The organism is Leifsonia soli, assembly GCF_013408745.1.
Taxonomy (GTDB): Bacteria; Actinomycetota; Actinomycetes; order Actinomycetales; family Microbacteriaceae; genus Leifsonia; species Leifsonia soli.
In genome coordinates, this window is the sequence record NZ_JACCBJ010000001.1 from 3,882,583 (window position 1) to 3,907,910 (window position 25,328).

21 protein-coding genes are annotated in these 25,328 nt (G+C 71.5%); 10 read left to right on the top strand and 11 right to left on the bottom strand.

Annotated elements, in window-relative coordinates; all coding sequences use genetic code 11:
• Window positions 1–17: 17 nt before the first annotated feature.
• The 3 genes from BJ963_RS18870 to BJ963_RS18880 form a co-directional block, all read right to left on the bottom strand.
• The gene (locus BJ963_RS18870) at window positions 18–1,439 is read right to left on the bottom strand and encodes an aldehyde dehydrogenase family protein (RefSeq protein WP_179457948.1); all 1,422 of its coding nucleotides are present in this window, start codon (window positions 1,437–1,439) and stop codon (window positions 18–20) included.
• A 46-nt stretch (window positions 1,440–1,485) separates the two neighbouring features.
• Window positions 1,486–2,496 (bottom strand): hydroxyacid dehydrogenase, encoded by a 1,011-nt coding sequence (locus BJ963_RS18875; RefSeq protein ID WP_179457949.1) that lies wholly within the window; start codon window positions 2,494–2,496, stop codon window positions 1,486–1,488.
• Window positions 2,497–2,614: 118 nt separating this feature from the next.
• Window positions 2,615–3,277: a ThuA domain-containing protein gene (locus BJ963_RS18880; protein ID WP_179457950.1), complete on the bottom strand. Its 663-nt coding sequence runs from the start codon at window positions 3,275–3,277 to the stop codon at window positions 2,615–2,617.
• Between the two features lie 109 nt (window positions 3,278–3,386).
• Here BJ963_RS18880 and BJ963_RS18885 point away from each other — a divergent pair, with 109 nt between their 5' ends.
• The 5 genes from BJ963_RS18885 to BJ963_RS18905 all read left to right on the top strand — a co-directional run bounded on the left by BJ963_RS18885 (window position 3,387) and on the right by BJ963_RS18905 (window position 9,315).
• Complete coding sequence (locus BJ963_RS18885; RefSeq protein WP_179457951.1) at window positions 3,387–4,670, top strand: MFS transporter; 1,284 nt, start codon at window positions 3,387–3,389, stop codon at window positions 4,668–4,670.
• Window positions 4,671–4,900: 230 nt separating this feature from the next.
• On the top strand, window positions 4,901–6,094 hold the full coding sequence (locus BJ963_RS18890) for a Gfo/Idh/MocA family protein (RefSeq protein WP_179457952.1): 1,194 nt from the start codon (window positions 4,901–4,903) through the stop codon (window positions 6,092–6,094).
• Window positions 6,091–7,278, top strand: a complete 1,188-nt coding sequence (locus BJ963_RS18895; protein ID WP_179457953.1) for a dihydrodipicolinate synthase family protein — start codon at window positions 6,091–6,093, stop codon at window positions 7,276–7,278. The genes BJ963_RS18890 and BJ963_RS18895 overlap by 4 nt, the downstream gene beginning before the upstream one ends.
• Entirely contained in the window at window positions 7,275–8,147 is an 873-nt protein-coding gene (locus BJ963_RS18900; protein ID WP_179457954.1) for a sugar phosphate isomerase/epimerase family protein, read from the top strand. The genes BJ963_RS18895 and BJ963_RS18900 overlap by 4 nt, the downstream gene beginning before the upstream one ends.
• A gap of 52 nt (window positions 8,148–8,199) precedes the next feature.
• Complete coding sequence (locus BJ963_RS18905) at window positions 8,200–9,315, top strand: glycerate kinase (protein WP_179457955.1); 1,116 nt, start codon at window positions 8,200–8,202, stop codon at window positions 9,313–9,315.
• Between the two features lie 109 nt (window positions 9,316–9,424).
• Here BJ963_RS18905 and BJ963_RS19580 read toward each other — a convergent pair whose 3' ends face one another.
• A complete protein-coding gene (locus BJ963_RS19580) occupies window positions 9,425–10,114 on the bottom strand; it encodes an FCD domain-containing protein (protein ID WP_179457956.1) in 690 nt (229 codons plus the stop codon).
• 144 nt (window positions 10,115–10,258) lie between these two features.
• Between BJ963_RS19580 and BJ963_RS18915 the strand changes: the two genes are divergently transcribed.
• Both BJ963_RS18915 and BJ963_RS18920 read left to right on the top strand, forming a co-directional pair.
• The gene (locus BJ963_RS18915; protein WP_218857135.1) at window positions 10,259–11,698 is read left to right on the top strand and encodes a GntP family permease; all 1,440 of its coding nucleotides are present in this window, start codon (window positions 10,259–10,261) and stop codon (window positions 11,696–11,698) included.
• Entirely contained in the window at window positions 11,695–12,189 is a 495-nt protein-coding gene (locus BJ963_RS18920) for a gluconokinase, GntK/IdnK-type (RefSeq protein ID WP_179457957.1), read from the top strand. Before BJ963_RS18915 ends, BJ963_RS18920 begins: the two co-directional genes overlap by 4 nt.
• Window positions 12,190–12,268: 79 nt before the next feature.
• Here the strand turns inward: BJ963_RS18920 and xylB are convergent, their stop codons facing one another.
• The 6 genes from xylB to BJ963_RS18950 all read right to left on the bottom strand — a co-directional run bounded on the left by xylB (window position 12,269) and on the right by BJ963_RS18950 (window position 20,704).
• Window positions 12,269–13,702 carry a xylulokinase gene (gene xylB / locus BJ963_RS18925; protein WP_179457958.1) on the bottom strand — a complete coding sequence of 478 codons (1,434 nt, stop codon included), beginning with the start codon at window positions 13,700–13,702 and terminating at the stop codon, window positions 12,269–12,271.
• Between the two features lie 120 nt (window positions 13,703–13,822).
• On the bottom strand, window positions 13,823–15,013 hold the full coding sequence (xylA, locus tag BJ963_RS18930; RefSeq protein WP_179457959.1) for a xylose isomerase: 1,191 nt from the start codon (window positions 15,011–15,013) through the stop codon (window positions 13,823–13,825).
• A gap of 107 nt (window positions 15,014–15,120) precedes the next feature.
• On the bottom strand, window positions 15,121–17,445 hold the full coding sequence (locus BJ963_RS18935) for a beta-xylosidase/alpha-l-arabinosidase (RefSeq protein WP_179457960.1): 2,325 nt from the start codon (window positions 17,443–17,445) through the stop codon (window positions 15,121–15,123).
• A 30-nt stretch (window positions 17,446–17,475) separates the two neighbouring features.
• Window positions 17,476–18,372 carry a carbohydrate ABC transporter permease gene (locus BJ963_RS18940; RefSeq protein ID WP_179457961.1) on the bottom strand — a complete coding sequence of 299 codons (897 nt, stop codon included), beginning with the start codon at window positions 18,370–18,372 and terminating at the stop codon, window positions 17,476–17,478.
• Window positions 18,369–19,406: an ABC transporter permease subunit gene (locus BJ963_RS18945; RefSeq protein WP_179457962.1), complete on the bottom strand. Its 1,038-nt coding sequence runs from the start codon at window positions 19,404–19,406 to the stop codon at window positions 18,369–18,371. The genes BJ963_RS18940 and BJ963_RS18945 overlap by 4 nt, the downstream gene beginning before the upstream one ends.
• Before the next feature lie 11 nt (window positions 19,407–19,417).
• Window positions 19,418–20,704: an ABC transporter substrate-binding protein gene (locus BJ963_RS18950; RefSeq protein WP_089913674.1), complete on the bottom strand. Its 1,287-nt coding sequence runs from the start codon at window positions 20,702–20,704 to the stop codon at window positions 19,418–19,420.
• 110 nt (window positions 20,705–20,814) lie between these two features.
• Between BJ963_RS18950 and BJ963_RS18955 the strand changes: the two genes are divergently transcribed.
• Complete coding sequence (locus BJ963_RS18955) at window positions 20,815–21,816, top strand: LacI family DNA-binding transcriptional regulator (protein ID WP_089913671.1); 1,002 nt, start codon at window positions 20,815–20,817, stop codon at window positions 21,814–21,816.
• A gap of 89 nt (window positions 21,817–21,905) precedes the next feature.
• Here the strand turns inward: BJ963_RS18955 and BJ963_RS18960 are convergent, their stop codons facing one another.
• Window positions 21,906–22,877, bottom strand: coding sequence for an acetylxylan esterase (locus BJ963_RS18960; protein ID WP_179457963.1), 972 nt, complete (start codon window positions 22,875–22,877; stop codon window positions 21,906–21,908).
• A 121-nt stretch (window positions 22,878–22,998) separates the two neighbouring features.
• Here BJ963_RS18960 and BJ963_RS18965 point away from each other — a divergent pair, with 121 nt between their 5' ends.
• Window positions 22,999–24,003 carry a LacI family DNA-binding transcriptional regulator gene (locus BJ963_RS18965; RefSeq protein WP_179457964.1) on the top strand — a complete coding sequence of 335 codons (1,005 nt, stop codon included), beginning with the start codon at window positions 22,999–23,001 and terminating at the stop codon, window positions 24,001–24,003.
• Window positions 24,004–24,091: 88 nt separating this feature from the next.
• Entirely contained in the window at window positions 24,092–25,279 is a 1,188-nt protein-coding gene (locus BJ963_RS18970; protein WP_179457965.1) for a Gfo/Idh/MocA family protein, read from the top strand.
• The last annotated feature ends 49 nt before the right edge of the window (window positions 25,280–25,328 follow it).

Below are 25,328 nucleotides of genomic sequence, written 5' to 3' on the forward strand. Positions count from 1 at the left end.
TGGTGCGTCGGGTGGGTTCAGCCCTCGGCCCATGCGGGGTAGCGCACGGGGGTGGTCTGGATGCCGATCCACTGCCGATGGGTGAAGCCGGCGAGCTGTCCCTCGCCGCCGTGGCGGGCGTACCCGTCGTTGACATGGACCTCGTTGCTCTTCACCTGTTCCGCGAACGCGAGTCCGCGCATCGGGTCGCCGGTGAAGACGGAGTTCATGAGCGTGCGGTGCCTGTTGACGAGGGCGAGTGCCTCCGCCTCACTGTCGACGACGGTGATCGGCATCACCGGGCCGAAGATCTCCTCCGTGAACACCGGCATGTCGGGGGTGACGCCGGTGAGGACGGTGGGCTGGTAGAAGAGGCCGTCGTGATCGCCGCCGACTGCCACCGTGGCGCCGGCCGCGATGGAGGGACGGACCAGGCCGTCCGCGAACCGGCGCAGCTGGGTCTCGCTGATGATCGGCCCGAGGTCGACGTCGTCGCGCAGCGGGTCGCCGACCCGGAGCGCGCGCACGCGCTCGACGACGGCGTCGGTGAACGCGGCGGCGACATCCCGGTGCACGATGTGACGCCCGGCGGTGATGCAGGTCTGGCCCTGGTACCAGAGCGACGACCACACGGCGCAGCTCGCCGCCTGGTCGATGTCGGCGTCGTCGAGCACCACGAAGGCGTTGTCCCCGCCCAGCTCGGTGGCGACCGGGCGGAAGGATCGCGCCGCGAAGTTGGCGATCTGGTGGCCGACCTCGAACGAGCCGGTGAAGTGGATGAGGTCGAGGTCCGGGTGCTCGCTGAGCGTGCGGCCCGTGGTCGGCCCGTCACCCGGGACGACCGCGAAGACGCCGGCCGGGACGCCGGCGGCCAGGGCGGCCTCCGCGAGGATCTGGCCCCCGGCGATCGGGGTCAGCTCGGCGGGCTTCAGCACGACGGCGTTGCCGTACGCCAGCCCCGGGGCGAGCGCGCGCATGGCGAGGCTCATGGGGTAGTTCCAGGGAACGATCAGTCCGATGACGCCGAGGGGGACGGCGCGCGAGAGCGACAGCTTGCCCGACTTGTAGGGCGGCAGGATGCTCCCCGCGTTCTCGGTGAGCTGTGTCGCAGAGTTCTCGAGCTGCGTGATCGACTGCCCGAGCTCCTCCTCCGCCTTCTCGAGGGTGCCGCCGGTCTCGCGGATGAGCAGGGTGAGCAGCTCGTCGCGCCGGTTCTCCAGCTCGGCGGCGAACCGGCGGATGATCGCGGAGCGCGTGTTGGCATCCACCTGCGCCCAGCCGGGCTGGGCGCGCCGGGCCGCTGCGACGGCCCGGTCGACCTGCGCGGGGGAGGCGTTGCCGTACGTGCCGAACGGCACGCCGGCCGATTTGTCGAGCACGGGGATGCCGTCGCCGGCCTCCGGCCGTTCGAACCGGCCGTCGATGAACACCTGGACGTCGTAGTCGCGGAGCTCGCGCATGGGGGATGCCTCCTGGATGGAAGGGGTGGTGGGTACGGTGACAGTCTCAGGCAACGGCGATCAGAGCTTCCTTCGTGACGGGATGTTCGGCCGGCTCGCCGGCGACGAATCGTTCGATCTCGTGCCGGGCGCACTCGCCGAGCCGACGGACCTCGGTGCCCAGCGCACCCGCGACGTGGGGTGTGAGCACGACGCCCGGCAGCGACCGCAGCGGGTGCCCGGCGGGGAGCGGCTCCGGCTCGGTCACGTCGAGGACGGCGCGCAGACCGCGGTCGCGGACCGCATCCATGAGGGCGTCCTGGTCGACGATCGGGGCGCGGGCGGTGTTGATCAGGGTGGCGCCGTCCGGCAGCAGGGCGAGCTGCGCTGCTCCGACCATCCCGACCGTCTCGGGCAGCAGCGGCGCGTGCACGCTGACGATGCTCGATCCGGCGAACAGGTCGTCGAGGCTCACGGCCCGTGCTCGATCGAGCACGGGATCGCCCTGGCGCACCTGCGGGTCGTACAGCAGCACGTCGATGTCGAACGGCTCGAGCAGCTCGATCACACGGCGGCCGACGCGGGAGGCGCCGATGATGCCGACGGTCCGGCGGAAGTTGCCGATCGCCGGGTCCGCCTCCCGCTCGTAGAGGGCCGGGTCGGTCGCGTATCCGCGGATGTAGTCCGGAACGCCCTTCCCGGCCAGCAGGATCATCGCGAGCGTGTACTCGGCGACGGGATAGGCGTTGGCGTTGGCCGCGCTGGTGACGAGCACTCCGCGATCCCACGCGGCGTCGTCGATGTGGCCCTTCACCGTGCCCGCGGCGTGGACGATGGCGCGCAGCCGGGGCATGCGGTCGAGCTCCGCCGGCCCGATGTGCGGCGCGCCCCATCCCGTGACGAGGATCTCCACGCTGTCGAGCAGCCCGGCGGGCGCGGCGGCGAAGTCGGTGACGGTGACGGTGGGGTCCAGCGCGACGATCGCCCGGAGGGCGGCGAGGTCGTCGGACGAGAACAGCAGAGCCGGCAGGTCCGGTCGCATGGCGAAGGCGGCGACGGGCGTACTCGCTGCGGTCATCGTCGACTCCTCGGGTGGGGCGGTGGTCCGGATTGCGCATTCCCAGAATGCGCATTCCCAATAATGCGCATCCCGGGTCGCCGCGTCAAGCACGAATTTCGGAGAGCCTCCTGCCGGCTCAGGACACGAGTCGGCGCACCGCCCGGCGGAGGATCTCGCGGTGGGTCTCGGCGTCGTAGGAGGCGGCGTCGTGGCCGAGAGCGTCATAGAAGATCGTCGCCGGGCCGTACTCGCGCTCCCACATCAGCGGGTGCTCGGCGCCGTCGTGCTCGTGGGACGCGAGCGGGACCACATCCGGCTGCACCCGCAGGTCGGTGTACCGCTCGTCCGTCACCGTGAAGTCGTCGAGCCCCGCCACGATGGGGCTGCGGTCGGCGTGAACGTGGATGCGCGCCGGCCCGTAGTCGGGGTGGAACGTCGTGCCGCGCACCCAGACGCCACCGAGGATGCCCTCCCACTCGGGGATCCCGCGCAGCGACGTCGATGTGACGTGCGACACCAGCAACGGGTTCCCGGCGGCGAGGTAGGCGAGCAGGCCGTCGCGGCCCCGGCGTTCGCCCTCCGGGTCCGGCGTCCCGGTGAGCGCCGGGTCGCCGATGTTGAGCACGAGCAGGTCGGGCGCATCGGTCGTCAGCGAGGCCATGCGCGCATCCACCTCTCCGGAGATCTCGACGTCGAGTCCCTCGTCGCGGAGGATCCCGGCCAGCCTCTCGGAGGTCTCGGCGAAGGGATGCCACGGGTCGGCGTACCGGCCGGCGCCGCTCAGGATCAGTGCTCGCATCACAACCTCCGTCGGTGCGGGTTGACACCCGCGAAGCGGGGTCTATCGTAACGCGATGGTAAGCGCTTTCTCGCGCGCGTGCCGATCACCGTCGATCGGAAGGGAACCTGTGTCCGACACTGCTATCGTCTCCACCCGCCTGAACCCCGACCAGCGCAACGCGTTCATCGCGTCGCTTCTCGGCTGGATGATGGACGCCTTCGACTACTTCATCATCGTGCTCGTGTACGCCGAGATCGGCGCCGAGTTCCACGTCCCGCTCGAGCAGATGGCGTACCTCACCACCGTCACCCTGATCATGCGTCCCGTCGGCGCCTACCTGTTCGGGCTCTGGGCCGACCGGGTCGGCCGTCGCATCCCGCTCATGGTCGACGTGTGCTTCTACTCGGTGGCCGGATTCCTGTGCGCGTTCGCCCCCAACTTCACCGTGCTGTTCATCCTGCGACTGCTGTACGGCATCGGGATGGGCGGCGAGTGGGGCCTCGGCGCCGCCTTGACGATGGAGAAGGTGCCGCGCACCCGCCGAGGCTTCTACTCCGGCATCCTGCAGGCGGGCTACTCCGCCGGCTACCTGCTGGCGTCGCTGGCCTTCCTGCTGGTTCACTCGGTGTTCGGGCTGAACTGGCGCTGGATGTTCGCGCTCAGCATCCTGCCCGCTCTGATCACGCTCATCATCCGCTCGCGCGTGAAGGAGTCGGAGGTGTGGGAGAACACCCGCGAGAAGATGCGGAAGGCCGACACCTCCATCCGCCGGGTGTTCTTCGACGGGAAGGTGCTGCGCCGGTTCGTCTACCTCGTGCTGCTGATGGCGGCCTTCAACTGGATGAGCCACGGCACGCAGGACATCTACCCGACCTTCCTGAAGTCCACCGAGAACGGAGGGGCGGGACTGGATGCGGCGACGGCCGGCTGGATCGCCGTCGTCTACAACATCGGTGCGATCGTCGGCTGCATCGTGCTCGGCTCGCTGTCGGACCGCTGGGGACGCAAGGCGACGATCATCCTCGGGGCGGCGCTGACCATCCCGATCATCCCGATCTTCGCCTTCTCGCCGACGGCGGGGCTGCTGTGCCTCGGCTCCGCGCTCATCCAGTTCACGACGCAGGGCGCCTGGGGCGCCATCCCGGCGCACCTGAACGAGATGTCGCCGAATGCCATCCGCGGCTTCTACCCGGGCGTGACGTACCAGCTGGGCAACGTGATCGCGGCATTCAACCTGCCCATCCAGCAGGCGCTCGCCCCGCAGCTCGGCTACGGCTGGGCGATGGCGTCGACGGTCGGCATCGCGGCGATCGCGGTCATCCTGCTGACCGCCTTCGGCAAGCAGGCCCACGCCATCGACTTCGTCGCGGCGGACGCCGCCCCGGCAGTCGAGCCGGCCCCTCGCGGCTGACGTCGGTCCCGGTCCCGGTCCCGGTCCCGGTCCCGTCCCGTCCCGTCCCGGTCCCGGTCCCGGTCCCGTGCGTCGGAGATCCGCCCCGATCCGGCCCGAATCTCCATCCGCACCGCGGTCCGTCGGACATGAAGGCGCTTTCCACCGACGTTGACATCCCGTTGCCGGCCGAGCTAACGTCGGGTAAGCGCTTTCCAAAACCCACCGAGCACCGCTACGAAGGAGTACACGTGTCGTCGATCGGCATCATCATGAACGGCGTCTCCGGGCGCATGGGATACCGCCAGCACCTGGTCCGGTCGATCCTCGCCATCCGCGATCAGGGCGGCGTCGAGCTGTCCGACGGACGCCGCGTCCAGGTCGTGCCCCTCCTGGTCGGCCGCAGCGAGGAGAAGCTGGCCGAGCTCGCGAAGCGGCACGATATCGCCGACTACACGACCGACCTCGACGCCGCCCTCGCCGACGACCGCTGGCAGATCTACGCCGACTTCCTCGTCACCAAAGCGCGCTCGGCGGCGATCCGCAGGGCCATCGCCGCGGGCAAGGCGATCTACACCGAGAAGCCCACCGCCGAGAGCTTCGAGGAGGCGCTCGAACTGGCGCGCCTCGCCGCCGACGCGGGCGTCAAGAACGGCGTCGTCCACGACAAGCTCTACCTGCCCGGGATGCGCAAGCTCAAGCGGCTGATCGACTCCGGCTTCTTCGGCCGCATCCTGTCCGTCCGCGGCGAGTTCGGCTACTGGGTGTTCGAGGGCGACTGGCAGGCGGCGCAGCGGCCGAGCTGGAACTACCGCGCGGAGGACGGCGGCGGCATCGTCGTCGACATGTTCCCGCACTGGAGCTACGTGCTCGAGAACCTCTTCGGCCGCGTCGAGTCGGTGTACGCGCAGGCGGTCACCGAGATCCCGCAGCGGGTGGACGAAGGCGGGCAGGCGTACGCGGCGACTGCGGATGACGCGGCCTACGCGGTCTTCCGGCTGGAGGGCGGCGTCACCGCCCAGCTCAACTCGAGCTGGACGACCCGTGTCAACCGCGACGAGCTGGTCGAGTTCCAGGTCGACGGCACCCTCGGAAGCGCGGTCGTCGGGCTCTTCGCCTGCAAGATCCAGCCCAGGAACGCGACGCCGAAGCCGGTGTGGAACCCGGACCTCGCGGACGAGCACGACTACGCGTCCGACTGGATCGAGTCCCCGGCCAACGAGGTGTTCGAGAACGGCTTCAAGACGCAGTGGGAGGAGTTCCTGCGCCACGTGCTGGAGGACGGCCCGCACGGGTTCGACTTCCTCGCAGGCGCGCGCGGCGTGCAGCTCGCCGAGCTCGGCCTGCGGTCGTCGCGAGAGGGACGGCGGATCGAGCTCCCGGATGTGACGCTCGACACCACTCCGGCGCCGACCGCCTCCGACCTGGAGGCGGCGGCCCGATGACGGCGACCACCGCGACCGGCACCGGCACCGCCGTGACGCTGCTCGGCCCCGACGGCGTCACGTCCACCGCCGAGCTCCGCGATGCGCCGGCGTTCACGCGCCCGGCCGCACCGCTGCGGTCGCGGGTCGCCTACGCGGCGGCCCACGTCATCCCGAAACCCTGGGCGGAGAACGTCCCGGGCGCCCCCGCCGACATCGACTGGGATGCCACGCTCGCGTTCCGCCGGCACGTGTACTCCTGGGGTCTCGGCGTGGCCGATGCGATGGACACGGCGCAGAGGAACATGGGGCTCGACGCGGCAGCGACACGTGAACTGATCGCGCGCAGTGCGGCCGACGCCCGCGACGCCGGCGGATCGGTCGTCGCCGGTGTCAACACCGACCACGTCGACAATCCGGCCATCCCGCTGGACGCGGTGATCGACGCGTACACGGAGCAGCTGCACTTCACCGAGGACGCCGGGGCCGGGGTCGTCCTCATGGCGAGCCGCCACCTGGCCAGGGCGGCGGAGTCGCCGGCCGACTACGAGCGCGTCTACGGCCGGGTGCTCGCCGCGGCGTCGGCGCCGGTCGTGCTGCACTGGCTCGGGCCGGCATTCGACCCCGCGCTCGCCGGCTACTTCGGGTCCGGCGACGTCGCCGCGGCGAGCGAGACCGTGCTGCGCATCATCGAGGCGGCAGACGGCCGGGTCTCCGGCATCAAGATGAGCCTCCTCGACGCGGACGCGGAGCGCTCGCTGCGCGCGCGTCTGCCGGAGGAGGTCCGCATGTTCACCGGGGACGACTTCAACTACGTCGAGCTGATCGAGGACGACGGCTCCGGCCATTCGGACGCGCTGCTCGGCGCCTTCGCGGCCCTGGCCCCGGCGGCCTCCGCCGCGATCCAGGCGCTCGACCGGGACGACACGGAGCAGTACCGGAGCATCCTCGAGCCCACGCAGGAGTTGTCGCGGCAGGTCTTCGCGGCGCCGACGTTCCACTACAAGACCGGCGTGGCCTTCCTCTCCTGGCTCAACGGCCACCAGCAGTCGTTCTCGATGGTCGGCGGTCTGCACTCCGCCCGCAGCCTGCCCCACCTGTCGGAGATCGTGCGGCTCGCCGGGGACTGCGGCGCCCTGGAGCGGCCCGGCCTCGCCGCCGAGCGCTGGACGTCGCTGCTCCGCCTGAACGGGATCGTCGGATGACCCCCGACCCGCGCCTCTCGATCAACCAGGCGACCATCAAGTACGCCGCGCTCGCCGACGCGCTCGGCGTGGTCGCCGCAGCCGGGGTCGAGGCGATCGGGCTGTGGCGAGAGCCCGTGGCCGAGGTGGGGCTGGATGCGGCGGTGCGGATGCTCGCCGACTCCGGTCTGCGCGTGTCGAGTCTGTGCCGGGGAGGCTTCTTCACCGCTCCGGAGGGCGCCCAGCGGCGCGCGGCCCTGGACGAGAACCGGCGCGCGATCGAGGAGACGGCAGCGCTCGCCGCGGCCGGCGCCCCCGGGTCCGCTGCTGTGCTCGTGCTGGTCGCCGGCGGCCTGCCGGACGGCTCCCGAGACCTCGTCGGCGCACGCCGCCGGGTGGCCGATGCGATCGCCGAGCTGGAACCGGACGCCCGCGCGGCCGGCGTCACGCTCGCCATCGAGGCGCTGCACCCGATGTACGCCGCCGACCGCGCGGTCGTGTCGACGCTCGGTCAGGCGCTCGACCTCGCCGAGCCCTTCCCGTCGGAGTCGGTCGGCGTGGTCGTGGACACCTTCCACCTGTGGTGGGACCCCGACCTGTCGGCGCAGATCGCCCGGGCCGGCCGCGGAGGCCGCATCGCGTCCTACCAGGTCTGCGACTGGGTGACGCCGCTGCCCGCGGACGTGCTGCTGGCCCGCGGGATGATGGGGGACGGCCACATCGACTTCGCGCCGATCAGCGCGGCCGTCGCCGAGGCCGGCTACACCAGCGACGTGGAGGTCGAGATCTTCAACGAGGCGATCTGGGCGGCGGACCCCGCGGCGGTCGTCGCCCGCACGGCGCAGGCCTTCGACCGCGCGGTCGGACTGCGGTCTGCCGGGCGGGCGTGAAGCGGCGGCCGATGCCGGGTCGCTGCCACCGCATCCATGCGAAGGTGGAGGCATGAGCGTCATCGTCGTCGCGCCCGACTCGTTCAAGGGGTCGGCGTCCGCCGCGGAGGTCGCCGCCGCGCTGGCCGGGGGCTGGGCCGCCGAGCGGCCGGGCGACCGCGTCGTCCGTGCGCCCATGGCGGACGGCGGAGAGGGCACTCTGGACGCGTTCGAGGCGGCGATCGCCGGCGCCGTCCGGCATCCTGTGCGCGTCCTCGGTCCGGACGACGCGGAGGTGGACGCGGAGGTGGACGCCTCCTGGCTGATGCTTCCGGACGGCACGGCGGTCGTCGAGCTCGCGGAGACCAGCGGGCTCGGCCGGATGCCGCGGCTGGCCCCGTTCGCCGCGCACACGGTGGGGTTCGGGCAGGCGATCGCGGACGCGCTGGACGCGGGGGCGCGTTCGCTGCTCCTCGCGATCGGAGGCAGCGCGTCCACCGACGGAGGGGCAGGAGCGCTGACGGCGCTCGGCGCGCGGTTCGTGGACGCCGACGGTCGCGACATCCCGCGCGGCAATCTCGGGCTGGCCTCCGTGGTCCGTGCCGATCTCGGCGGGCTGGCCGCGCTGCCGCCGGGCGGGGCGCGGATCCTCGGCGATGTCACCAGTCCGCTGCTCGGGCCCCTGGGTGCAGCCGCCGTGTTCGGACCGCAGAAGGGCGCGACCGAGCGGGATGTGCCGGTGCTGGAGGAGGGCCTTCGTCGCCTCGCCGAGGCCCTCGGGGCGGCCGGCGCCGAAACGGATCCCGCGGAGCCCGGCGCGGGTGCAGCGGGAGGGACCGGCTTCGGCCTGCTGGTGTGGGGCGCGCGGATGGCGCCGGGCGCGGCAGCGGTCGGCGACGCCCTGGGACTGCCGTCGACCATCGCCGAGGCGGATGCGGTCATCACGGGGGAGGGGCGCTTCGACAGCCAGTCCGCGTCGGGGAAGGTGCCGACGTACGTCGCGGGGCTCGCGCACGGCGCGGGCGCGTCCGTCCTGCTCGCCGCCGGCAGCATCCAGGCGCCGACCACGGGCTTCGCCGATGCCGTCGCGCTGGCGGACCTCGCCGGCTCGGCCGACGCCGCCATCGCCGACCCGGACCGCTGGGCCCGCGCCGCCGGCGCCGCCCTCGCCCGCCGCTTCCGTCCCTGACCCCTCCCCACCGTCGAGTACGCAAAAACTGCACGCCACACGCCGTGCGAGCGTGCAATTTGTGCGTACTCGACGGAGGGGGCGGAGGTGGCGGAGGGGGCGGAGGGGGTCAGCGCGGCGCGGTGAGGGCTGCGCTGGCCTCCTCGACGATGGCGCGCGTCGCCGCCTCGGCGGCGGCCGCGTCGCCGCGGCGGACCGCAGCGGCGACGTCCTCGTGCAACCGGATCGCCTCGGGGTTCGCGGTGTCGGGCATCAGCGCATGCACGGTTCGCCCGTTCAACGCCTCGGCCACGGCGGCGCTGAGCGCCGCGAACACCGGGTTGCCGGACGCCTCCAGCAGCACCCTGTGGAAGTCGCGGTCGTGCGCCAGGTACTCCTCGCGGTCCGCGGACCGCTGGGTCGCCGCCATGCCGACGATCGCGGCGGTCAGCTCTCCGCACTGGGCGGGGGTGGCCCTGGTGCTGGCCAGTCGCGCGGCCACCGGTTCGACGGCGAGGCGCAGCTCGCCCAGCTCCGCGAGCGCGGTCAAGCGGTCGGGGCCGGCGAGCCGCCAGCTGAGGATGCGCGGATCGAGCGCCTGCCAGGAGGACGCGGGGAGGACGACCGTCCCTCGACGGCGCCTGGCCTGCACGAGCCCCAGCGACTCGAGCACGCGGATGCACTCGCGCAGCACGGTCCGGGAGAGGCCGAGTCCCTCCGGCGTCAGGACCGTTCCGACCGGGATGTCGCCCGCGACGATCCTGGCGCCGAGGGAGGCGATGGCCTGCTCGTGCTGGGAGGCGTGCGCTGCCGGGGTCACGCTCCATTATCGGCGCATCCGAGAGATCGGGTCAAAGCGGTTCGCAATGCTGATAAATCGGTCATTATCCACACCGATTAGACACAAATCAGGTTTATTCCTAGAGTGTTCGTGCCCCATCCGGAATCACGACCGAGGACGTTCATGACCCCCACCCTGTTCACGCACGCGGCACCCGCGGCACTCGCCGTCGCCGCGGCGGCCCCCGCTCCCGCGCCCCACCCCAGCGCACCCGAGGGACAGCTCATCGTCGCCGCGCTGGCCGGCATCGCCGTCATCGTTGTGCTGATCACCTGGCTCAAGCTGCACCCGTTCCTCTCGCTCCTGCTCGGCTCGCTCGTCGCGGGACTGGCGGCGGGCCTGGCCGCGGATGCGGCGATCGGGAGCTTCATCACCGGCTTCGGCAACACCATGGGCAGCGTCGGCGTGCTCATCGGCCTCGGCGCGATGTACGGCAAGCTCCTCGCCGACTCCGGCGGCGCCGACCGCATCGTCGACACGCTGGTCTCGCGCACCAGCGCCCGTCTCCTGCCGTGGACGATGGGAGCCGTCGGCGCCATCATCGGCCTCCCGATGTTCTTCGAGGTCGGCCTCGTGCTGCTGATGCCGGTGATCATCCTGGTCACCCGGCGCTCGGGACTCCCGCTGATGCGCATCGCCCTCCCCACCATCGCGGGCCTCTCCGCCATGCACGGCCTGGTGCCCCCGCATCCCGGACCGCTGGTCGCGATCGGCGCGCTCGGCGCCAACCTCGGTCTCACGCTGGCCTTCGGCGTGATCGTCGCCATCCCGACGATCGCGGTCGCCGGCCCGCTGTTCAGCCGGCTGGCCGCGCGATGGGTGCCGGTCGGGGTCCCCGACCTGTTCGTCCCGGAGGAGGGAGATGGGCCGGCTCGTCGTCGGCCGTCGTTCGGCGCTGCGCTGATCAGCATCCTGCTGCCCGTCATCCTCATGCTCGGCAAGGCTGTCGCCGACATCGCCGCGCCCGATGCTGCGCCGGTCTGGAAGGTCGTCCTGGACTTCCTGGGCACGCCCGTCATCGCGCTCACCATCGCGGTGCTCGCGGGCCTTCTGCTGCTCGGCCTCGGCGGCGGGATGAACCGTGCGGCCATGCAGACCAGTCTCGCCGCCTCGCTTCCGCCGATCGCGGGCATCCTGCTCATCGTCGGCGCCGGCGGCGGGTTCAAGCAGGTGCTCGTCGACACCGGCATCGGCCAGGTCATCGCGGGATGGGCGACCGGCGCGAGCGGGATCGTCGTCCTGCTGCTCGCCTGGACCGTCGCCGCGCTGATCCGCATCGCGACCGGCTCGGCGACGGTCGCGACCGTCACCGCCGCCGGCATCCTGCTCCCGCTCACCGAGCACCTGTCGACCCCGATGGTGTCGCTGATGGTGCTGGCGATCGGCGCGGGCTCGGTGTTCCTGTCGCACGTCAACGACGCCGGATTCTGGCTGGTGAAGGAGTACCTGGGCCTCAGCATCCCGCAGACGCTGAAGAGCTGGACCGTGCTGGAGTGCCTGGTCTCTCTCGTCGGGCTGGCCGGTGTGCTGATCCTGAGCCTGTTCGTCGGCGGCCTCGGGTGACGCCGGTGCGTGCGGTCGTCGTCATGGGCGTCGCCGGATGCGGCAAGTCGACCGTGGCCGAACTCCTCGCCGAGCGCCTCGGATGGGAGCTGCTGGAGGGCGACGGCCTGCATCCCGCGACGAACGTCGAGCGGATGAGCGCGGGCATCCCGCTCACCGACGACGACCGCGCGCCCTGGCTGGCCGCGATCGCCGAGTGGATGCGCGAGCGGCTCGACGCCGGGCGTCCCGTCGTCGTCGCGTGCTCCGCGCTGGCGAGGCGGTACCGCGACGTGCTGCGCCGGGACGACGTGCTGTTCCTGCACCTGAGCGGCACCCCGGAGCTCCTCGCGGAGCGCCTCTCGTCGCGCGAGCACCACTTCATGAAGTCGGGGATGCTGCAGAGTCAGCTCGCGACGCTCGAGCCGCCTGCCGGCGACGAACGCCAGCTCACGCTCGACATCGCGGAGCCGCCGCTCATCCTCGTCGCCCGAGCCGCGTCCGCCCTCTGACCCAAACCGACAGCTCCTGAGTTTTTCGCCCCGCCGACCGGCGTGTCGGGCGAAAAACTCAGGAGCTGTCGGCGTGGGGCTAGGCGCGGGCGGCGGCGTACTGGGTGCGGATGACGGGACGGGTGTCGACGGGGAGCGCGGCGGAGGTCTCAACAGTCCAGGTCGGACGGGTTCCGGTCAGCGCCCAGGCGGCCTGGACGGCGCCGCCGTCGGCGACGTACTCGCCGGGGGCCGGCACCTCGACGGGGGCGTCGAAGACCTGCGCGGCCACCTGCGCGACGGCCGGATTCTGCGCCGCACCGCCGATCAGCAGGATGCGGCGCTCGCGGACGCCGGCCGCGCGGACGGCGTCGAGTCCGTCGGCCAGCCCGCACAGCATCCCCTCGATCGCGGCCCGTGCGAGGTTCGCCGGCGTGGTCGAGGCGAGCGTGAGTCCGTGGATGCTGGCCTTCGCGTCCGGGAGGTTGGGGGTGCGCTCGCCCTCGAAGTACGGCACCAGCACCACGCCGCCCGATCCCGGCTCCGCCGAGAGGGCGAGGGCGGACAGCCCGTCGTGGTCGACCGACAGCAGGTCGGCGATGGAGCCGAGAACGCGCGCGGCGTTGAGGGTCGCGATCAGGGGGAGGGACAGGCCGGAGGCGTCCGCGAAGCCCGCGACGGTTCCCGAGGCGTCCGCGATGGGCGCGTCGGTCACGGCGAAGACCGTGCCGGAGGTGCCGATCGAGACGACGACGTCGCCGTCCGCGGCGCCGAGGCCGAGGGCGGCGCCCGCGTTGTCGCCGGCGCCCGGTCCGACGAGCACGCCGGACGGCGTGCGGCCGGCCGACTCCGACGGGCCGAGGACGCGGGGCAGGATCACGGCGTCGCCGCCCGCTCCCGAGCCCGCCTCACGGCCGGAACGCCCGAGCGCACGCGCGAACAGGTCGAGGTCGTACGCGCCGGAGGCCGCGCCCCAGTAGGCGGTGCCGCTCGCGTCGGAGCGGTCCGTCGTGAGCGCCTCGAGGTCGGGCCCGAGCTCGCTCTCGCCCTCCGGTCCGTAGCCGCGGAGGCGCCAGGTGAGCCAGTCGTGGGGGAGCGCGACGGCGGCGACGCGTGCGGCGTTGCCTGGCTCCGCATCCCGCAGCCAGCGCAGCTTGGTCGCGGTGAAGGATGCGACGGGCACCACACCGACGCGGGCCGCGTACTCCTCGGCCCCGACCTCGTCGATCAGATCGCGGGCGGCCTGCGCGGAACGGGTGTCGTTCCAGAGCAGGGCGTCGCGGATGACCCGGCCCTGCGCATCCAGCACCACCATGCCGTGCTGCTGTCCGGCGACGGAGATCGCGGCGACGTCGTCGAGCCCGCCGGCGGCCGCGATGGCCTCCTGCAGCGCGCTCCACCAGGCCGCCGGATCGACCTCGGTTCCGTCGGGATGCGCGGCGCGGCCCGACCGGACCAGCTCGCCGGTCCCGAGGTCGCGCACGACCACCTTGCAGCTCTGCGTCGAGGAGTCGACGCCGGCGACGAGAGTCACGGCTGTCCTTTCAGAAGAGATCCCACCCGCCGTCGAGTCCGCGAACTTTGCACGTTTTCAGACCGAGAACGTGCAAAAAGTGCGGACTCGACGGCGGGCGGGAGCGGGCGGGGGAGGGGATCAGCGCGCGCCGAGCAGGTGCTCGAGGGCGAGCTGCTGCAGGCGGACGAAGCCGAAGCCCTTACCGCCGAAGTACGCCGAGGGGTCGAAGTCCTCGTACGCGCTGCGGTCGGCGAGCAGGTCATCGTACGACTCGCCCTCGCCGAGCGTCGGATGCGTCAGCTCGATGACGCGGGACGCCTCCAGCTGCTCCTGCACCTCGGGGTCGGCGCGGAACGCCTGCGCCCGCTCCTTGAGGAGCAGGTAGGTGCGCATGTTGGCCGCGGCCGACTCCCAGACACCGGTGATGTCCTCGGTGCGGGACGGCTTGTAGTCGAAGTGGCGCGGGCCGTCGTAGGCCGGTCCGCCGTTCGGGCCGCCGTTCTCGAGCAGGTCGACGAGCGCGAAGGCGTTCTGCAGGTCGCCGTGACCGAAGACGAGGTCCTGGTCGTACTTGATGCCGCGCTGGCCGTTGAGGTCGATGTGGTAGAGCTTGCCGTGGTACAGCGCCTGGGCGATCCCGGCGGCGAAGTTCAGGCCCGCCATCTGCTCGTGGCCGACCTCGGGGTTGAGGCCGACGAGCTCCGGGCGCTCCAGCGACTCGATGAAGGCGATGGCGTGACCGAGGGTCGGCAGCAGGATGTCGCCGCGCGGCTCGTTCGGCTTCGGCTCGATGGCGAAGCGGATGTCGTAGCCCTTGTCGGTGACGTAGTCGCCGAGCAGGTTGACGGCCTCGCGGTAGCGCTCGAGGGCGGCGCGGATGTCCTTGGCCGAGTCGTACTCGGCGCCCTCGCGGCCGCCCCACATCACGAACGTCTTGGCGCCGAGCTCGGCGGCCAGGTCGAGGTTGCGCAGCACCTTGCGGAGAGCGAAGCGGCGGACGGCGCGGTCGTTGGAGGTGAAGCCGCCGTCCTTGAAGACGGGGGCGCTGAACAGGTTGGTGGTCACCATCGGCACGATGATGCCGGTGTCGGCGAGGGCCTGCTTCAGCCGGTCGATCTGCTTCTGGCGCTCGGCGTCGGTCGAGCCGAACGCGAACAGGTCGTCGTCGTGGAAGGTGAGGCCGTAGGCGCCGAGCTCGTCGAGCTTGTGCACCGCCTCCACCACGTCGAGCTGCGGGCGGGTCGGGCCGCCGAACGGGTCGGTGCCGTTGTAGCCGATGGTCCACAGTCCGAACGAGAACTTGTCGGCACGGGTGGGGGTGAGGCTCATGATGTTCCTTCAGCGTCGTCGGTGATTTGTTGTTTCAATAAACTTATACAGCACTGCGGCGACGAGCGCGAGTCCGCCAGGCGAACCCGCAGCCCGTCACGCGCCGGTCAGCGCGCGTCCGTGAAGACGGCACCCACGGTAGCCGTCTCGACGTCCGCCGTCACCAGGCGGGCGTCCGCGGGGGTGACCTCGTGCACCGGGCCGATGATGGTCACGTCCGCCGTCGTCTCGCGGAGGTCGCACGACGGGCCGACCCAGAGCTCCACGGCCCCGGGCTCGACGATGCGGGTCAGCGAGCGGTCCGAGAAGGCGAGGCGGGTCGTCGGGACGGCGAACCGCACGACGGCCTCCTCGCCCGGCTGCAGCTCCACCCGCCGGTAGCCGAGCAGCTGCGCCACCGGCCGGGTGACGCTCGCCTGCACATCCCGGGCATACAGCTGCACCAGGTCCGTACCGGCACGCTCGCCCGTGTTGCGGATGCGGACGGTCGCGGTGAACGTCCCTCCGGCGGCCACCTCCCCGTCGGCCACCAGGTCGCTGCGCTCGAACATCGTGTACGAGAGTCCGTGACCGAACGGGAGCACCGGCGTGCTGTCGGCGCTCGTGATCTCGGTGGGGCCGCCCAGGACCGGGTGGAGGTACGAGTACGGCTGCGCGCCCGCCGAGCGGGGGAGCGACACCGGGAGGTGACCGGACGGCGAGATCCGCCCCGAGAGCACGGCGGCCAGTGCGCGGCCGCCCTCCTCGCCGGGGAAGAACGCCTGCAGCACGGCCGCGGGAGCCGTGACGCCCTCCACGGCCCAGGAGATCGCGTAGGGACGGCCGGAGAGCACGACGAGCACCACCGGGGTCCCGGTCGCGACGACCCGCTCGACCAGCTCGCGCTGGATGCCGGGGAGCTCCAGGCTCTCCACATCGTTGCCCTCGCCGACGGTCCCGCGGCCGAACAGCCCGGCGCGGTCGCCGACCACGACGACCGCGACGTCGGCGGCGCTCGCCGCCGCGACGGCGGCGGGGATGCCGGAGCGGTCGTCGCCCTCCACGTCGCAGCCGCGCTCGTACGCGACGGAGGCGGACGGGAACTCCGCCCGCACCGCGTCCAGAACGGAGGGCAGCTCGAATCCGAGCGGAACCTCGGGGTGGTGGGCGAGGACGTGGTTCGCGAACGAATAGCAGCCCATCAGCGCTTCGGGGGCGTCGGAGTTCGGGCCGAGCACCGCGATGCTCGCCGGGGCCGACGCGAGCGGCAGCGTGCCGTCGTTGGTCAGCAGCACCAGGGACTCCTCGGCCAGCCGCAGCGCCACGTCCCGATGGGCGGGCGTGTCGAGGTCGATGGATGCGGGCGGCGCGTCGAAGGCCTCGTCCAGCAGACCCAGGTCCTCCTTCTGCGCGAGCACGCGCAGCACGGCCCGGTCGACCAGGGCCTCGTCGACCTCTCCCGAGCGGATGCGCGAGACCAGCGGCTCGAGGAACGCGTCGCCGGTCGGCAGCTCGACATCGATGCCGGCCGCGAGCGCGATCGCCGCGGCCTCGCCGAGATCCGAGGCGACCCCGTGCATGGTGTGCAGGAAGGCGACGGAGAAGTAGTCGGAGACCACGGTCCCGTCGAAGCCCCACTCGTCGCGGAGCACTCCGGTGAGGTACTCGGCGCTCGCCGCGACGGGGACGCCGTCGATCTCGGCGTACGAGTTCATGACCGAGCGCACCCCGCCATCCCGCAGCGCCATCTCGAACGGGGGCAGCAGGGTGTCGCGCACCTCGCGGGGTCCCGCGTGCACCGGCGCGTGGTTGCGCCCGGCCTGTGAGGCGGAGTAACCGACGAAGTGCTTCAGCGTCGCGTGGACGCCGGCGCCCTGCAGACCGCGGACGTAGGCGGTGCCGAGCGTCCCGACGACGTACGGGTCCTCGGCGATGCACTCGTCGACGCGGCCCCAGCGCGGGTCGCGGATGACATCCAGCACCGGAGCGAGCCCCTGGTGGATGCCCAGCTCGCGCATCGACATCCCGATCAGGCCGGCCATCTCCTCCACCAGCTCCGGGTCGAACGACGCCCCCCACGCCAGCGGCGTCGGGAACGTGGCCGCCTTCCAGGCCGCCAGCCCCGTGAGGCACTCCTCGTGCACAAGCGCGGGGATGCCCAGCCGGGTCTCCTCCTTCAACCGGCGCTGCTCCGCCCACAGCCAGGCCGCGCGCTCGACCGGATCGACCGGCCGCGTGCCGTAGACGCGGGTCAGCTGTCCGAGACCGTGCACGGTGGCGTCCGCGTACGCACCCGGGTTGCCCATCTCGCCGGCCATCGGCGCCACGAGCTCGTCGCCCTTGTCGACCCAGAAGCCGACCAGCTGCGCGAGCTTCTCCTCCAGCGTCATGGAGGCGAGGAGGGCGCTCACGCGCTCGGAGGGCGCAGTCGAGCGCGGAAGGGATTCGGTCATGTCGATCTCACACTTCTTGACGGGCGGGCGTCAGCCCTTGACGGCGCCGGTCAGGCCGCCGACGATGCGGCGCTCGAACAGGCTGAAGAAGATCAGCGCCGGGATCATGGACAGCGACGTGAACGCCAGCACCTTGGCGGTGTCGACGGAGTACTGCGACGAGAACGCCTGCACTCCGAGGGGCAGCGTGAACGTCGCGTCGTTGTTGAGGAGGAAGAGGGGCAGCAGGTAGCTGTTCCAGCTCGCGATGAAGGCCAGGATGCCGACGGTGATGACCCCCGGCAGCGACAGGCGCAGCACCATCCGCCAGAAGAAGCCCAGTCGGCTGCAGCCGTCGATGAAGGCCGCCTCCTGGATCTCGTCCGGGATGGCGCGGAGGAACGGCACCAGGATGATGATCGTCGTCGGAAGGGCGAAGGCGATCTGCGGGAGGATGACGCCGCCGAGCGAGTTCATCAGGCCGAGATTGCGGACCACGATGTACAGCGGCGTGATCGCCACCGTGATCGGGAACATCAGGCCGGCGGCGAACAGCGCGTAGAGGGCGCCGCGGCCGCGGAACCGGTAGCGGGCGAGGACGTAGCTCGCCATCAGGCCGAGGATGATCACGCCGACCGTCGTCACGACGGCGACGATGGTCGAGTTGAGCACCTCCTGCCAGAAGACCCCGCCGGTGAGCACGCCGATGTAGTTCGCGGCGTTCCACGGGTTGGGGAATCCGGCCGGGTCGATCGTGATCTGCGAGTTCGTGCGGAACCCGCCGATGACGATGTAGGCGATCGGCGCCAGCATCAGCGCGATGACGACGAGGGCGACGAAGTAGACGGTCGGGGAGCCCCAGGGCAGCCCCTTGGCCTTCTTGCGGTCCGGCGCCTCCAGGACGCCCGGGGCGTCCGGGGCGTCGGGGATGACGGTGAAGGCGCTCATCGCTTCTTCCTTCCGGTGCGCCTGTCACCCGTGAGCGCGCCCTCGGTGTCCCGCCGCAGCACGAACCGCTGGTAGAAGAGGGCGACGATCAGGGAGATCAGGAAGATGACGACGGCGACGGCGTTTCCGTAGCCGAAGTTGCCGGCGTTGCGGCCGTTGGCGACCATGTAGGTCGCCATGGTCGACGTGCCGGCGGTCGAGGCGACGTACTGGCCCCAGATGATGTAGACGAGGTCGAACAGCTGGAGCGCTCCGATGATGGACAGGAACGCCCAGATGCGCAGCGTCGGGCCGAGGAGCGGCAGGGAGATCCGTCGCTGGATCTGCCAGTACGACGCGCCGTCGAGGGCGGCGGCCTCGTACAGCTCCTCGGGGATGCCCTGCAGGCCGGCCAGGAAGAGGATGACGGCGAAGCCGACGTACTTCCAGGTCAGGATGGCCAGCAGCGTCCAGATCGCCAGGCTCGGGTTCGACAGCCAGTCCTGCGCGAGGAAGCCGAGCCCGATGTTCTTCAGGAGCCCGTTGAGGGCGCCGTTGGTGGAGAGCATGAGGCTCCACCCGGTGCCGACGACGACCTCTGCGATGACGTACGGCACGAAGATCAGGACGCGGATCAGCGACTGTCCGCGCATCTTGCGGTTGAGCAGCAGCGCCAGCAGGATCGCCGCAGGACCCTGGAGCACCAGGGACCCGATCACGATGAGCCCGTTGTGCATGAGGGCCTGCTGGAACGCGGAGTCCTGGAGGATGGTGATGTAGTTCTGCAGGCCGACGAAGTCGGTGGCCGGCCCGTATCCCTGCCAGCGGAAGAAGCCGTAGTAGGCGGCGATCGCGACGGGGAAGATCACGAACGCCAGGAAGACGATGGCTGCGGGCCCGGCCAGCAGCGCGATCTCCAGGCGCATGGCCCAGCCGCTGCCCTTGCGGCGGCGCGGCTGCGGCGGGGACGACGCGGCTGCGCCGCCCCCGCCGTGCTGCGCGAGACCCGCTGTCGGCGCGACGCCGGGGGACGTGTTCTCGCGGATGTTCGTCACGAGGACCGTCCTCAGCCCTTCTTGGCGGCGTCGTTGGCCGCCTGGATGAGCTGCTTCGGGTCGCTCTTGCCCGCCAGCATGTCGACGACCGCCACGTTGAGCGCGTTGCCGACGTTCTGTCCGAGGACGGTGTCGAGCCACTGCGAGACGTACGGGGCCGCGTTGTAGGCCTTCAGTACATCCTTCAGGTAGGGCTCGGTGACGACCTTCTGCGCCTCCGAGTTGACCGGCGGGGCGTTGAAGGCCTTGTAGTAGGCCTCCTGCTGCTCCGTCGACGCGACGAAGTTGAGGAAGTCGGCGCACTCCTTCGGAGCCTTGACCGAGCACGAGTAGCCGTCGACGCCGCCCATGATCGAGCCGGGCTCGCCCTTACCGCCGGGAACCTCCGGGAAGGGGTAGAAGCCGAGGTCGGGGAGGGGCTTCTGGTCGGGGGTCAGGGACGCGATCACGCCCGGGTCCCACGCGCCCATGAGCTCCATCGCGGCCTTGTGGTTGGCCACGAGACCGGCCGAGCTGCCTGCGCCCTGCTGTGCGGAGGTCGTCAGGAAGCCGTCGTTGAACGGCTTGGTCTTGGCGAACGCGTCGAGGTCCTCCGCGGCCTTGAGCCAGCACGGGTCGTTGAACGACTTCGAGTCGGCGCTCTTCTCCATGGTCGACCCTGCGCACTCGCGCAGTGCGAACCAGTAGAACCAGTGCGCCGCCGGCCAGGCGTCCTTGGCGCCGAGGGCGATCGGGGCGACCCCGGTGGCCTTCAGCTTCGTGACGTCGGCGTTGAGGTCGTCGATCGTCTTGGGTGCCTCGGTGATGCCTGCTGCCGTGAACAGGTCCTGGCTGTAGAAGAGCCCGCCCGGCAGGACGGCGATGGGCATGGCCCACACCTTGTCCTGGTAGGTCTCGGCCTTGAACGAGCCTTCGGAGATGTTCTTCTTGGTCTCGGACGACACCTTGCCGGTGATGTCCATCAGCTGACCTGCGTTGACCATCGCCGCCATCTTGCCGCCGCCGCGCTGCAGGAAGATGTCGGGTGCGTCGCCGCTGTTGAGCGCGGTCTGCAGTTTTCCGTCGAGGTCCTCGTTCTGGATGGACTGGACCTTGATGGTGACCTTCGGGTTCGCCTTCTCGAATGCTGCGACGGCATTCTTCCAGAACGCCTGGCCGGGGCCGGTGGTGGAGTTCTGCCAGAGGGTCATGGAGACCTTGCCGTCGCTGGAGCTGTCGGAGCCGCCGCTGCACCCGGTGAGGGCGAGCGCGCCGGCCATCACGACGGCGGCCCCGGTGAGGAGCTTGGTGCCTTTCATGTGATTCCAACCTGTTCTCTTCGTTGAGGTGGGGACGACGGAAGTGTCGCAAGCGACGGGGGTGGTGTCAAACGTTTTCGAAAACCTTTTCTACGCTATGCTCTGACGCCATGGGACGGCGTCCGACGATCAGCGATGTGGCTGCTGCTGCCGGCGTCTCGGTCGCCACCGTGTCGAAGGCCGTGAACGGCCGGTACGGAGTGGCGACCTCGACGGTGGAGCGCGTGCTGCAGGTGGTGCAGGAGCTCGGCTACGAGTCGAGCCTGGTCGCCAGCAGCATGCGGTCGCGCCGCACCGGCGTGATCGGCGTGCTCGTCGCCGACTTCGAGCCGTTCTCCGCCGAGATCCTCAAAGGCGTCGGGACGGCGCTCCACGACTCGCGCTACGACCTGCTCGCGTACAGCGGATCGCGCCAGCCGTCGAGCGAGGGATGGGAGCGGCGCTCTCTCAGCCGGCTCAGCGGCACGCTCATCGACGGCGTCATCATGGTCACTCCGACCGTCGTGAACGCGAACGTCGACGTCCCGATGGTGGCCATCGACCCGCACGCCGGCCGCGCCGACCTGCCGACCGTCGAATCGGACAGCTTCGGCGGCGCGCGCAACGCGACCGCGTTCCTGATCGGGCTGGGCCACCGCCGCATCGCCTTCGTGGCCGGACGTCCGGACCTCCGCTCGTCGAGTCTCCGCGACGCGGGATACCGCCGCGCGCTGGGCGAGGCGGGCATCCCCTTCGATCCGTCGCTGGTGGCAGTCGGCCGCTACGAGCACGACACCGTTCGCGAGGTGACCCTGCCGCTGCTGCGCCGGGCGGACCGGCCGACCGCGGTGTTCGCCGCGAACGACATCTCGGCGATCGCGGTCATCGAGGTCGCCGCCGAGCTCGGCCTCGATGTCCCGCGCGACCTCTCGGTGGTCGGCTTCGACGACATCCCCGAGGCGTCGCAGTTCAGCCCGCCGCTGACGACCGTGCGCCAGCCCATGCAGGGCCTGGGCGCGACGGCCGCCGACCTGCTGATCCGGCTGATGAACGGCGAGACGCCGGAGCGCATCCACGTGCGGCTCCCCACCCGCCTGGTCCGCCGAGCGACGACCGCCGCGCCCCCCTCCTGACCCTCGCGCCACCCCGCGCCGCGGTCCCGTCGAGATTTGGCGCACGTCTTCGACGGGGAGGCGGGGGAGGCGGGGGAGGCGCGCCGCGGTCAGCGGAAGCGGGGGGCCAGCCACGCGGCCTGCGTGCGCCAGTGCGCGCCGCCTCCGCCCTCGTGGTCGTTGAACGGGTAGACCTCGATGGCGCGGTCGGTCGCCGCGAGGTGGTTGTACGCGGCGAAGGTGGTCGACGGCGGCACGATCGTGTCCATCAGCGCCACCGAGAACAACGACGGCGCGTGGATGCGGCGGGCGAAGTTGACCCCGTCGAAGTACGACAGGGTGCGGAACACGTCGGCGACCTCGTCGCGGTGCACAGACAGATAGGTCGCGAGCTCGATGAACGGTCCGCCGGCCGCGACCTCCGCGCCCCGGCGGAACGCGCAGAGGAACGCGACATCCGGCATCACCGCGGTGACGCCGCCCGCCAGCGCCCCGGCCGCGAGGGCGATCCCGCCGCCCTGGCTGCCGCCCGTCACGGCGATCCGGTCGGCGTCGACGAACGGCAGCGACCGGGTGGCATCGATGGCGCGCACCGCGTCGGTGAACACGCGCCGGTAGTAGTACGTCTCCGGCGAGTGGATGCCGCGGGTCATCACACCGGGAGTGGCCGGCCCCGAGCCGTGCGGGTCGGGCGTGTCTCCGCCGCTGCCCCATCCACTGCCCTGTCCGCGCGTGTCGACGAACACGTGCACGTACCCGGCCAGCGCCCACGCCACGTTCTCGCCGGGCAGCCCCCGCCCTCCGCCGTAGCCCTGGTACTGCACGACCGCGGGCAGCGGCCCGTCGCCGTGGAGCGGTCGCGACACCCAGGCGCGCACGGGCTCCCCGCCGAAGCCCGGGAAGACCAGGTCGTCGATCCGCAGCTGCGTCACGGGCGAGTCGGCGGGCGTCAGCTCGGGGACGCCGCCAGCGGCGCGGGCCTCGGCGATCGTGCGCTCCCAGAAGGCGTCGAAGTCGGCGGGTTCCTCGACCTGCGGACGGAAGGCGAGCAGTTCGGAGTGGGTCAGGTCGGTGAGCGGCATCGGTCTCGCTTTCTGAACGGTTTTCGCAACGTGCGGCGGGAGGCTGGGCGTCATTGTGGCACAGCCCGCGGCCGAGCGTCGCAGCGGCCCGGTGTGCGACGGTGTGTGCGACAGTGGCTCCATGCCCGGTCCGACCCGCCCGACCCTAGAGGCCATCGCCCGTGAGGCGTCCGTGTCGCTGTCGACCGTGTCGAAGGTGCTCAACGGCCGCCCCGGCGTTTCCGCAGGCACCCGCCGCCGCGTCGAGGAGCTGCTGCACGACTCCGGCTACGCCCGCCGCGGTGTGGATGCCGAGCGCGGCGAGGCCGTCGAGCTGGTCATCGAGAACCTGGCGAGCGAGTGGTCCGTCGAGGTCATCCGCGGCGTGGAGCGCGTCACCCGCGAGAACGGCCTGGCGATGACCCTCTCCACCATCGGCGACTACCACGCCGTCGGGGACGAGCTGATCACCGGGGTGCTCCGCCGCAAGCCGATCGCCATCGTCCTGCAGTTCTCGAACCTGACGGCCGATCACCGGCGTCAGTTGCGCACCCGCAACATCCCCTTCGTCGTGGTCGACCCCGCGGGCGACCCTCCGCCGGACGTCCCGGCCATCGGCGCGACCAACTGGGCGGGAGGGGTCGCCGCGACCCGTCATCTGCTCGCGCTCGGCCACCGGCGCATCGCCGCCATCGCCGGTCCCGCCGACCTGATGTGCTCGCGCGCTCGCGTCGCCGGGTACCAGTCGGCGCTGCAGGAGGCGGGGCTCCCCGTGCCGTCGGAGATCGGCAGGGGCGGGTTCTCGCGGGCCGACGGCGAGCGGGAGGGCCGGCGGCTGCTCGCGTCGCCGGACCGGCCGACCGCGATCGTCTGCGGCAATGACATGCAGGCGCTCGGGGTCTATGACGCCGCTTTCGCGCTCGGACTGGATGTGCCGGGGGACGTGTCGGTCGTCGGCTTCGACGATGCGCCGTCCGCCGCGTGGGCGCGTCCGCCGTTGACGACCGTCCGGCAGCCGCTGCAGGAGATGGCGGAGGAGGCGACGCGGCTCGCGCTCCGCCTGAGGGCGGGTGAGGGCGAGAACAGCCGGCTGGAGCTCGCGACCGCGCTGGTCGAGCGCGCGTCGACGGCGCCGCCCGCGGACTGACGAAAGTTTTCCAACACTGGCGAGAAACTTGCTCCGCCCGGTGCGCCGAACTACCGTCGCACGGGTACCGCCAGACGAAGGGCCGACGATGACCGACGACAGACCGCAGCTCCGGGTCGCCATGATCGGGTACGGGTTCATGGGCGCAGCGCACTCGCAGGGGTGGCGCACCGCCCCGCGCTTCTTCGACCTCCCCGCCGAGCCGGTCATGTCCGTGATCGTCGGCCGGGATACCGTCCGCGTCGAGGACGCCCGGCGCCGGTTCGGCTGGCAGCGGGCCGAGACGGACTGGCGCGCGGTGATCGACGACCCGGACATCGACGTCGTCGACATCTGCACGCCGGGCGACAGCCACGCGGAGATCGCGATCGCGGCCCTCGACGCCGGCAAGCACGTCCTGTGCGAGAAGCCGCTCGCCAACACCGTCGCCGAGGCCGAGGCGATGACCGCCGCCGCGGAGCGCGCCGCCGCCCGCGGCATCCGTTCGATGGTCGGCTTCAGCTACCGCCGCGTCCCCGCCATCGGTTTCGCCCGCCGGCTCGTGCAGGAGGGGCGCCTCGGCGCGATCCGCCAGGTGCGGGCGCTGTATCTGCAGGACTGGCTCCGCGACGAGGACGGCCCGATGACGTGGCGGCTCGACAAGACGCTGGCCGGCTCCGGCTCGCTCGGCGACATCGGGGCGCACGCCGTCGACCTCGTCGAGCACCTGACCGGCTCGCAGCTCGGCGCCGTCTCCGGCACGCTGGCCACCTTCGTCGAGGAGCGCCCGCTGCTCGGTGAGGGCGTCGGTCTGTCGGGCACCGCATCCACCGAGCGCGGGACGGTCACCGTCGACGACGCCGCCTGGTTCACCGCCCGTCTCGCCGGCGGCGAGGCCGACGGCGCCATCGGCGCGTTCGAGGCGACGCGGTACGCGACCGGACGCAAGAACGCCCTGCGCATCGAGCTCAGCGGCTCCCGCGGCGCGATCGCGTTCGACCTCGAGGAGATGAACGAGCTCCAGTTCTACGACGCGACGGCCCCCGCCGGGGAGCAGGGGTTCACGCGGATCATCGTGACCGAGCCCGAGCATCCCTACATGGCCAACTGGTGGCCGACCGGACACGCCATCGGGTACGAGCACGCGTTCAGCCACGAGGTCGTCGACCTGGTCACGGCCATCGCGTCCGGAACCGACCCCGAGCCGTCGTTCGCCGACGGACTCCACATCCAGCGCGTCCTGGACGCCGTCGAGCGCAGCGCCGCCGACGGCAGCGCCTGGACCCCGATCCCCTGACCCACGCCGACAGCTCCTGAGTTCTTCGCCCGACACGCCGTGCTCGGGG

Excerpts from the sequence above, each read along its gene's own strand:
- BJ963_RS18870 (WP_179457948.1), bottom strand. The coding sequence starts at position 1,439 with ATGCGCGAGCTCCGCGACTACGACGTCCAGGTGTTCATCGACGGCCGG.
- BJ963_RS18875 (WP_179457949.1), bottom strand. The coding sequence starts at position 2,496 with ATGACCGCAGCGAGTACGCCCGTCGCCGCCTTCGCCATGCGACCGGAC.
- BJ963_RS18880 (WP_179457950.1), bottom strand. The coding sequence starts at position 3,277 with ATGCGAGCACTGATCCTGAGCGGCGCCGGCCGGTACGCCGACCCGTGG.
- BJ963_RS18895 (WP_179457953.1), top strand. The coding sequence starts at position 6,091 with ATGACGGCGACCACCGCGACCGGCACCGGCACCGCCGTGACGCTGCTC.
- BJ963_RS18900 (WP_179457954.1), top strand. The coding sequence starts at position 7,275 with ATGACCCCCGACCCGCGCCTCTCGATCAACCAGGCGACCATCAAGTAC.
- BJ963_RS18905 (WP_179457955.1), top strand. The coding sequence starts at position 8,200 with ATGAGCGTCATCGTCGTCGCGCCCGACTCGTTCAAGGGGTCGGCGTCC.
- BJ963_RS18915 (WP_218857135.1), top strand. The coding sequence starts at position 10,259 with ATGACCCCCACCCTGTTCACGCACGCGGCACCCGCGGCACTCGCCGTC.
- xylA (WP_179457959.1), bottom strand. The coding sequence starts at position 15,013 with ATGAGCCTCACCCCCACCCGTGCCGACAAGTTCTCGTTCGGACTGTGG.
- BJ963_RS18935 (WP_179457960.1), bottom strand. The coding sequence starts at position 17,445 with ATGACCGAATCCCTTCCGCGCTCGACTGCGCCCTCCGAGCGCGTGAGC.
- BJ963_RS18940 (WP_179457961.1), bottom strand. The coding sequence starts at position 18,372 with ATGAGCGCCTTCACCGTCATCCCCGACGCCCCGGACGCCCCGGGCGTC.
- BJ963_RS18950 (WP_089913674.1), bottom strand. The coding sequence starts at position 20,704 with ATGAAAGGCACCAAGCTCCTCACCGGGGCCGCCGTCGTGATGGCCGGC.
- BJ963_RS18955 (WP_089913671.1), top strand. The coding sequence starts at position 20,815 with ATGGGACGGCGTCCGACGATCAGCGATGTGGCTGCTGCTGCCGGCGTC.
- BJ963_RS18960 (WP_179457963.1), bottom strand. The coding sequence starts at position 22,877 with ATGCCGCTCACCGACCTGACCCACTCCGAACTGCTCGCCTTCCGTCCG.
- BJ963_RS18965 (WP_179457964.1), top strand. The coding sequence starts at position 22,999 with ATGCCCGGTCCGACCCGCCCGACCCTAGAGGCCATCGCCCGTGAGGCG.
- BJ963_RS18970 (WP_179457965.1), top strand. The coding sequence starts at position 24,092 with ATGACCGACGACAGACCGCAGCTCCGGGTCGCCATGATCGGGTACGGG.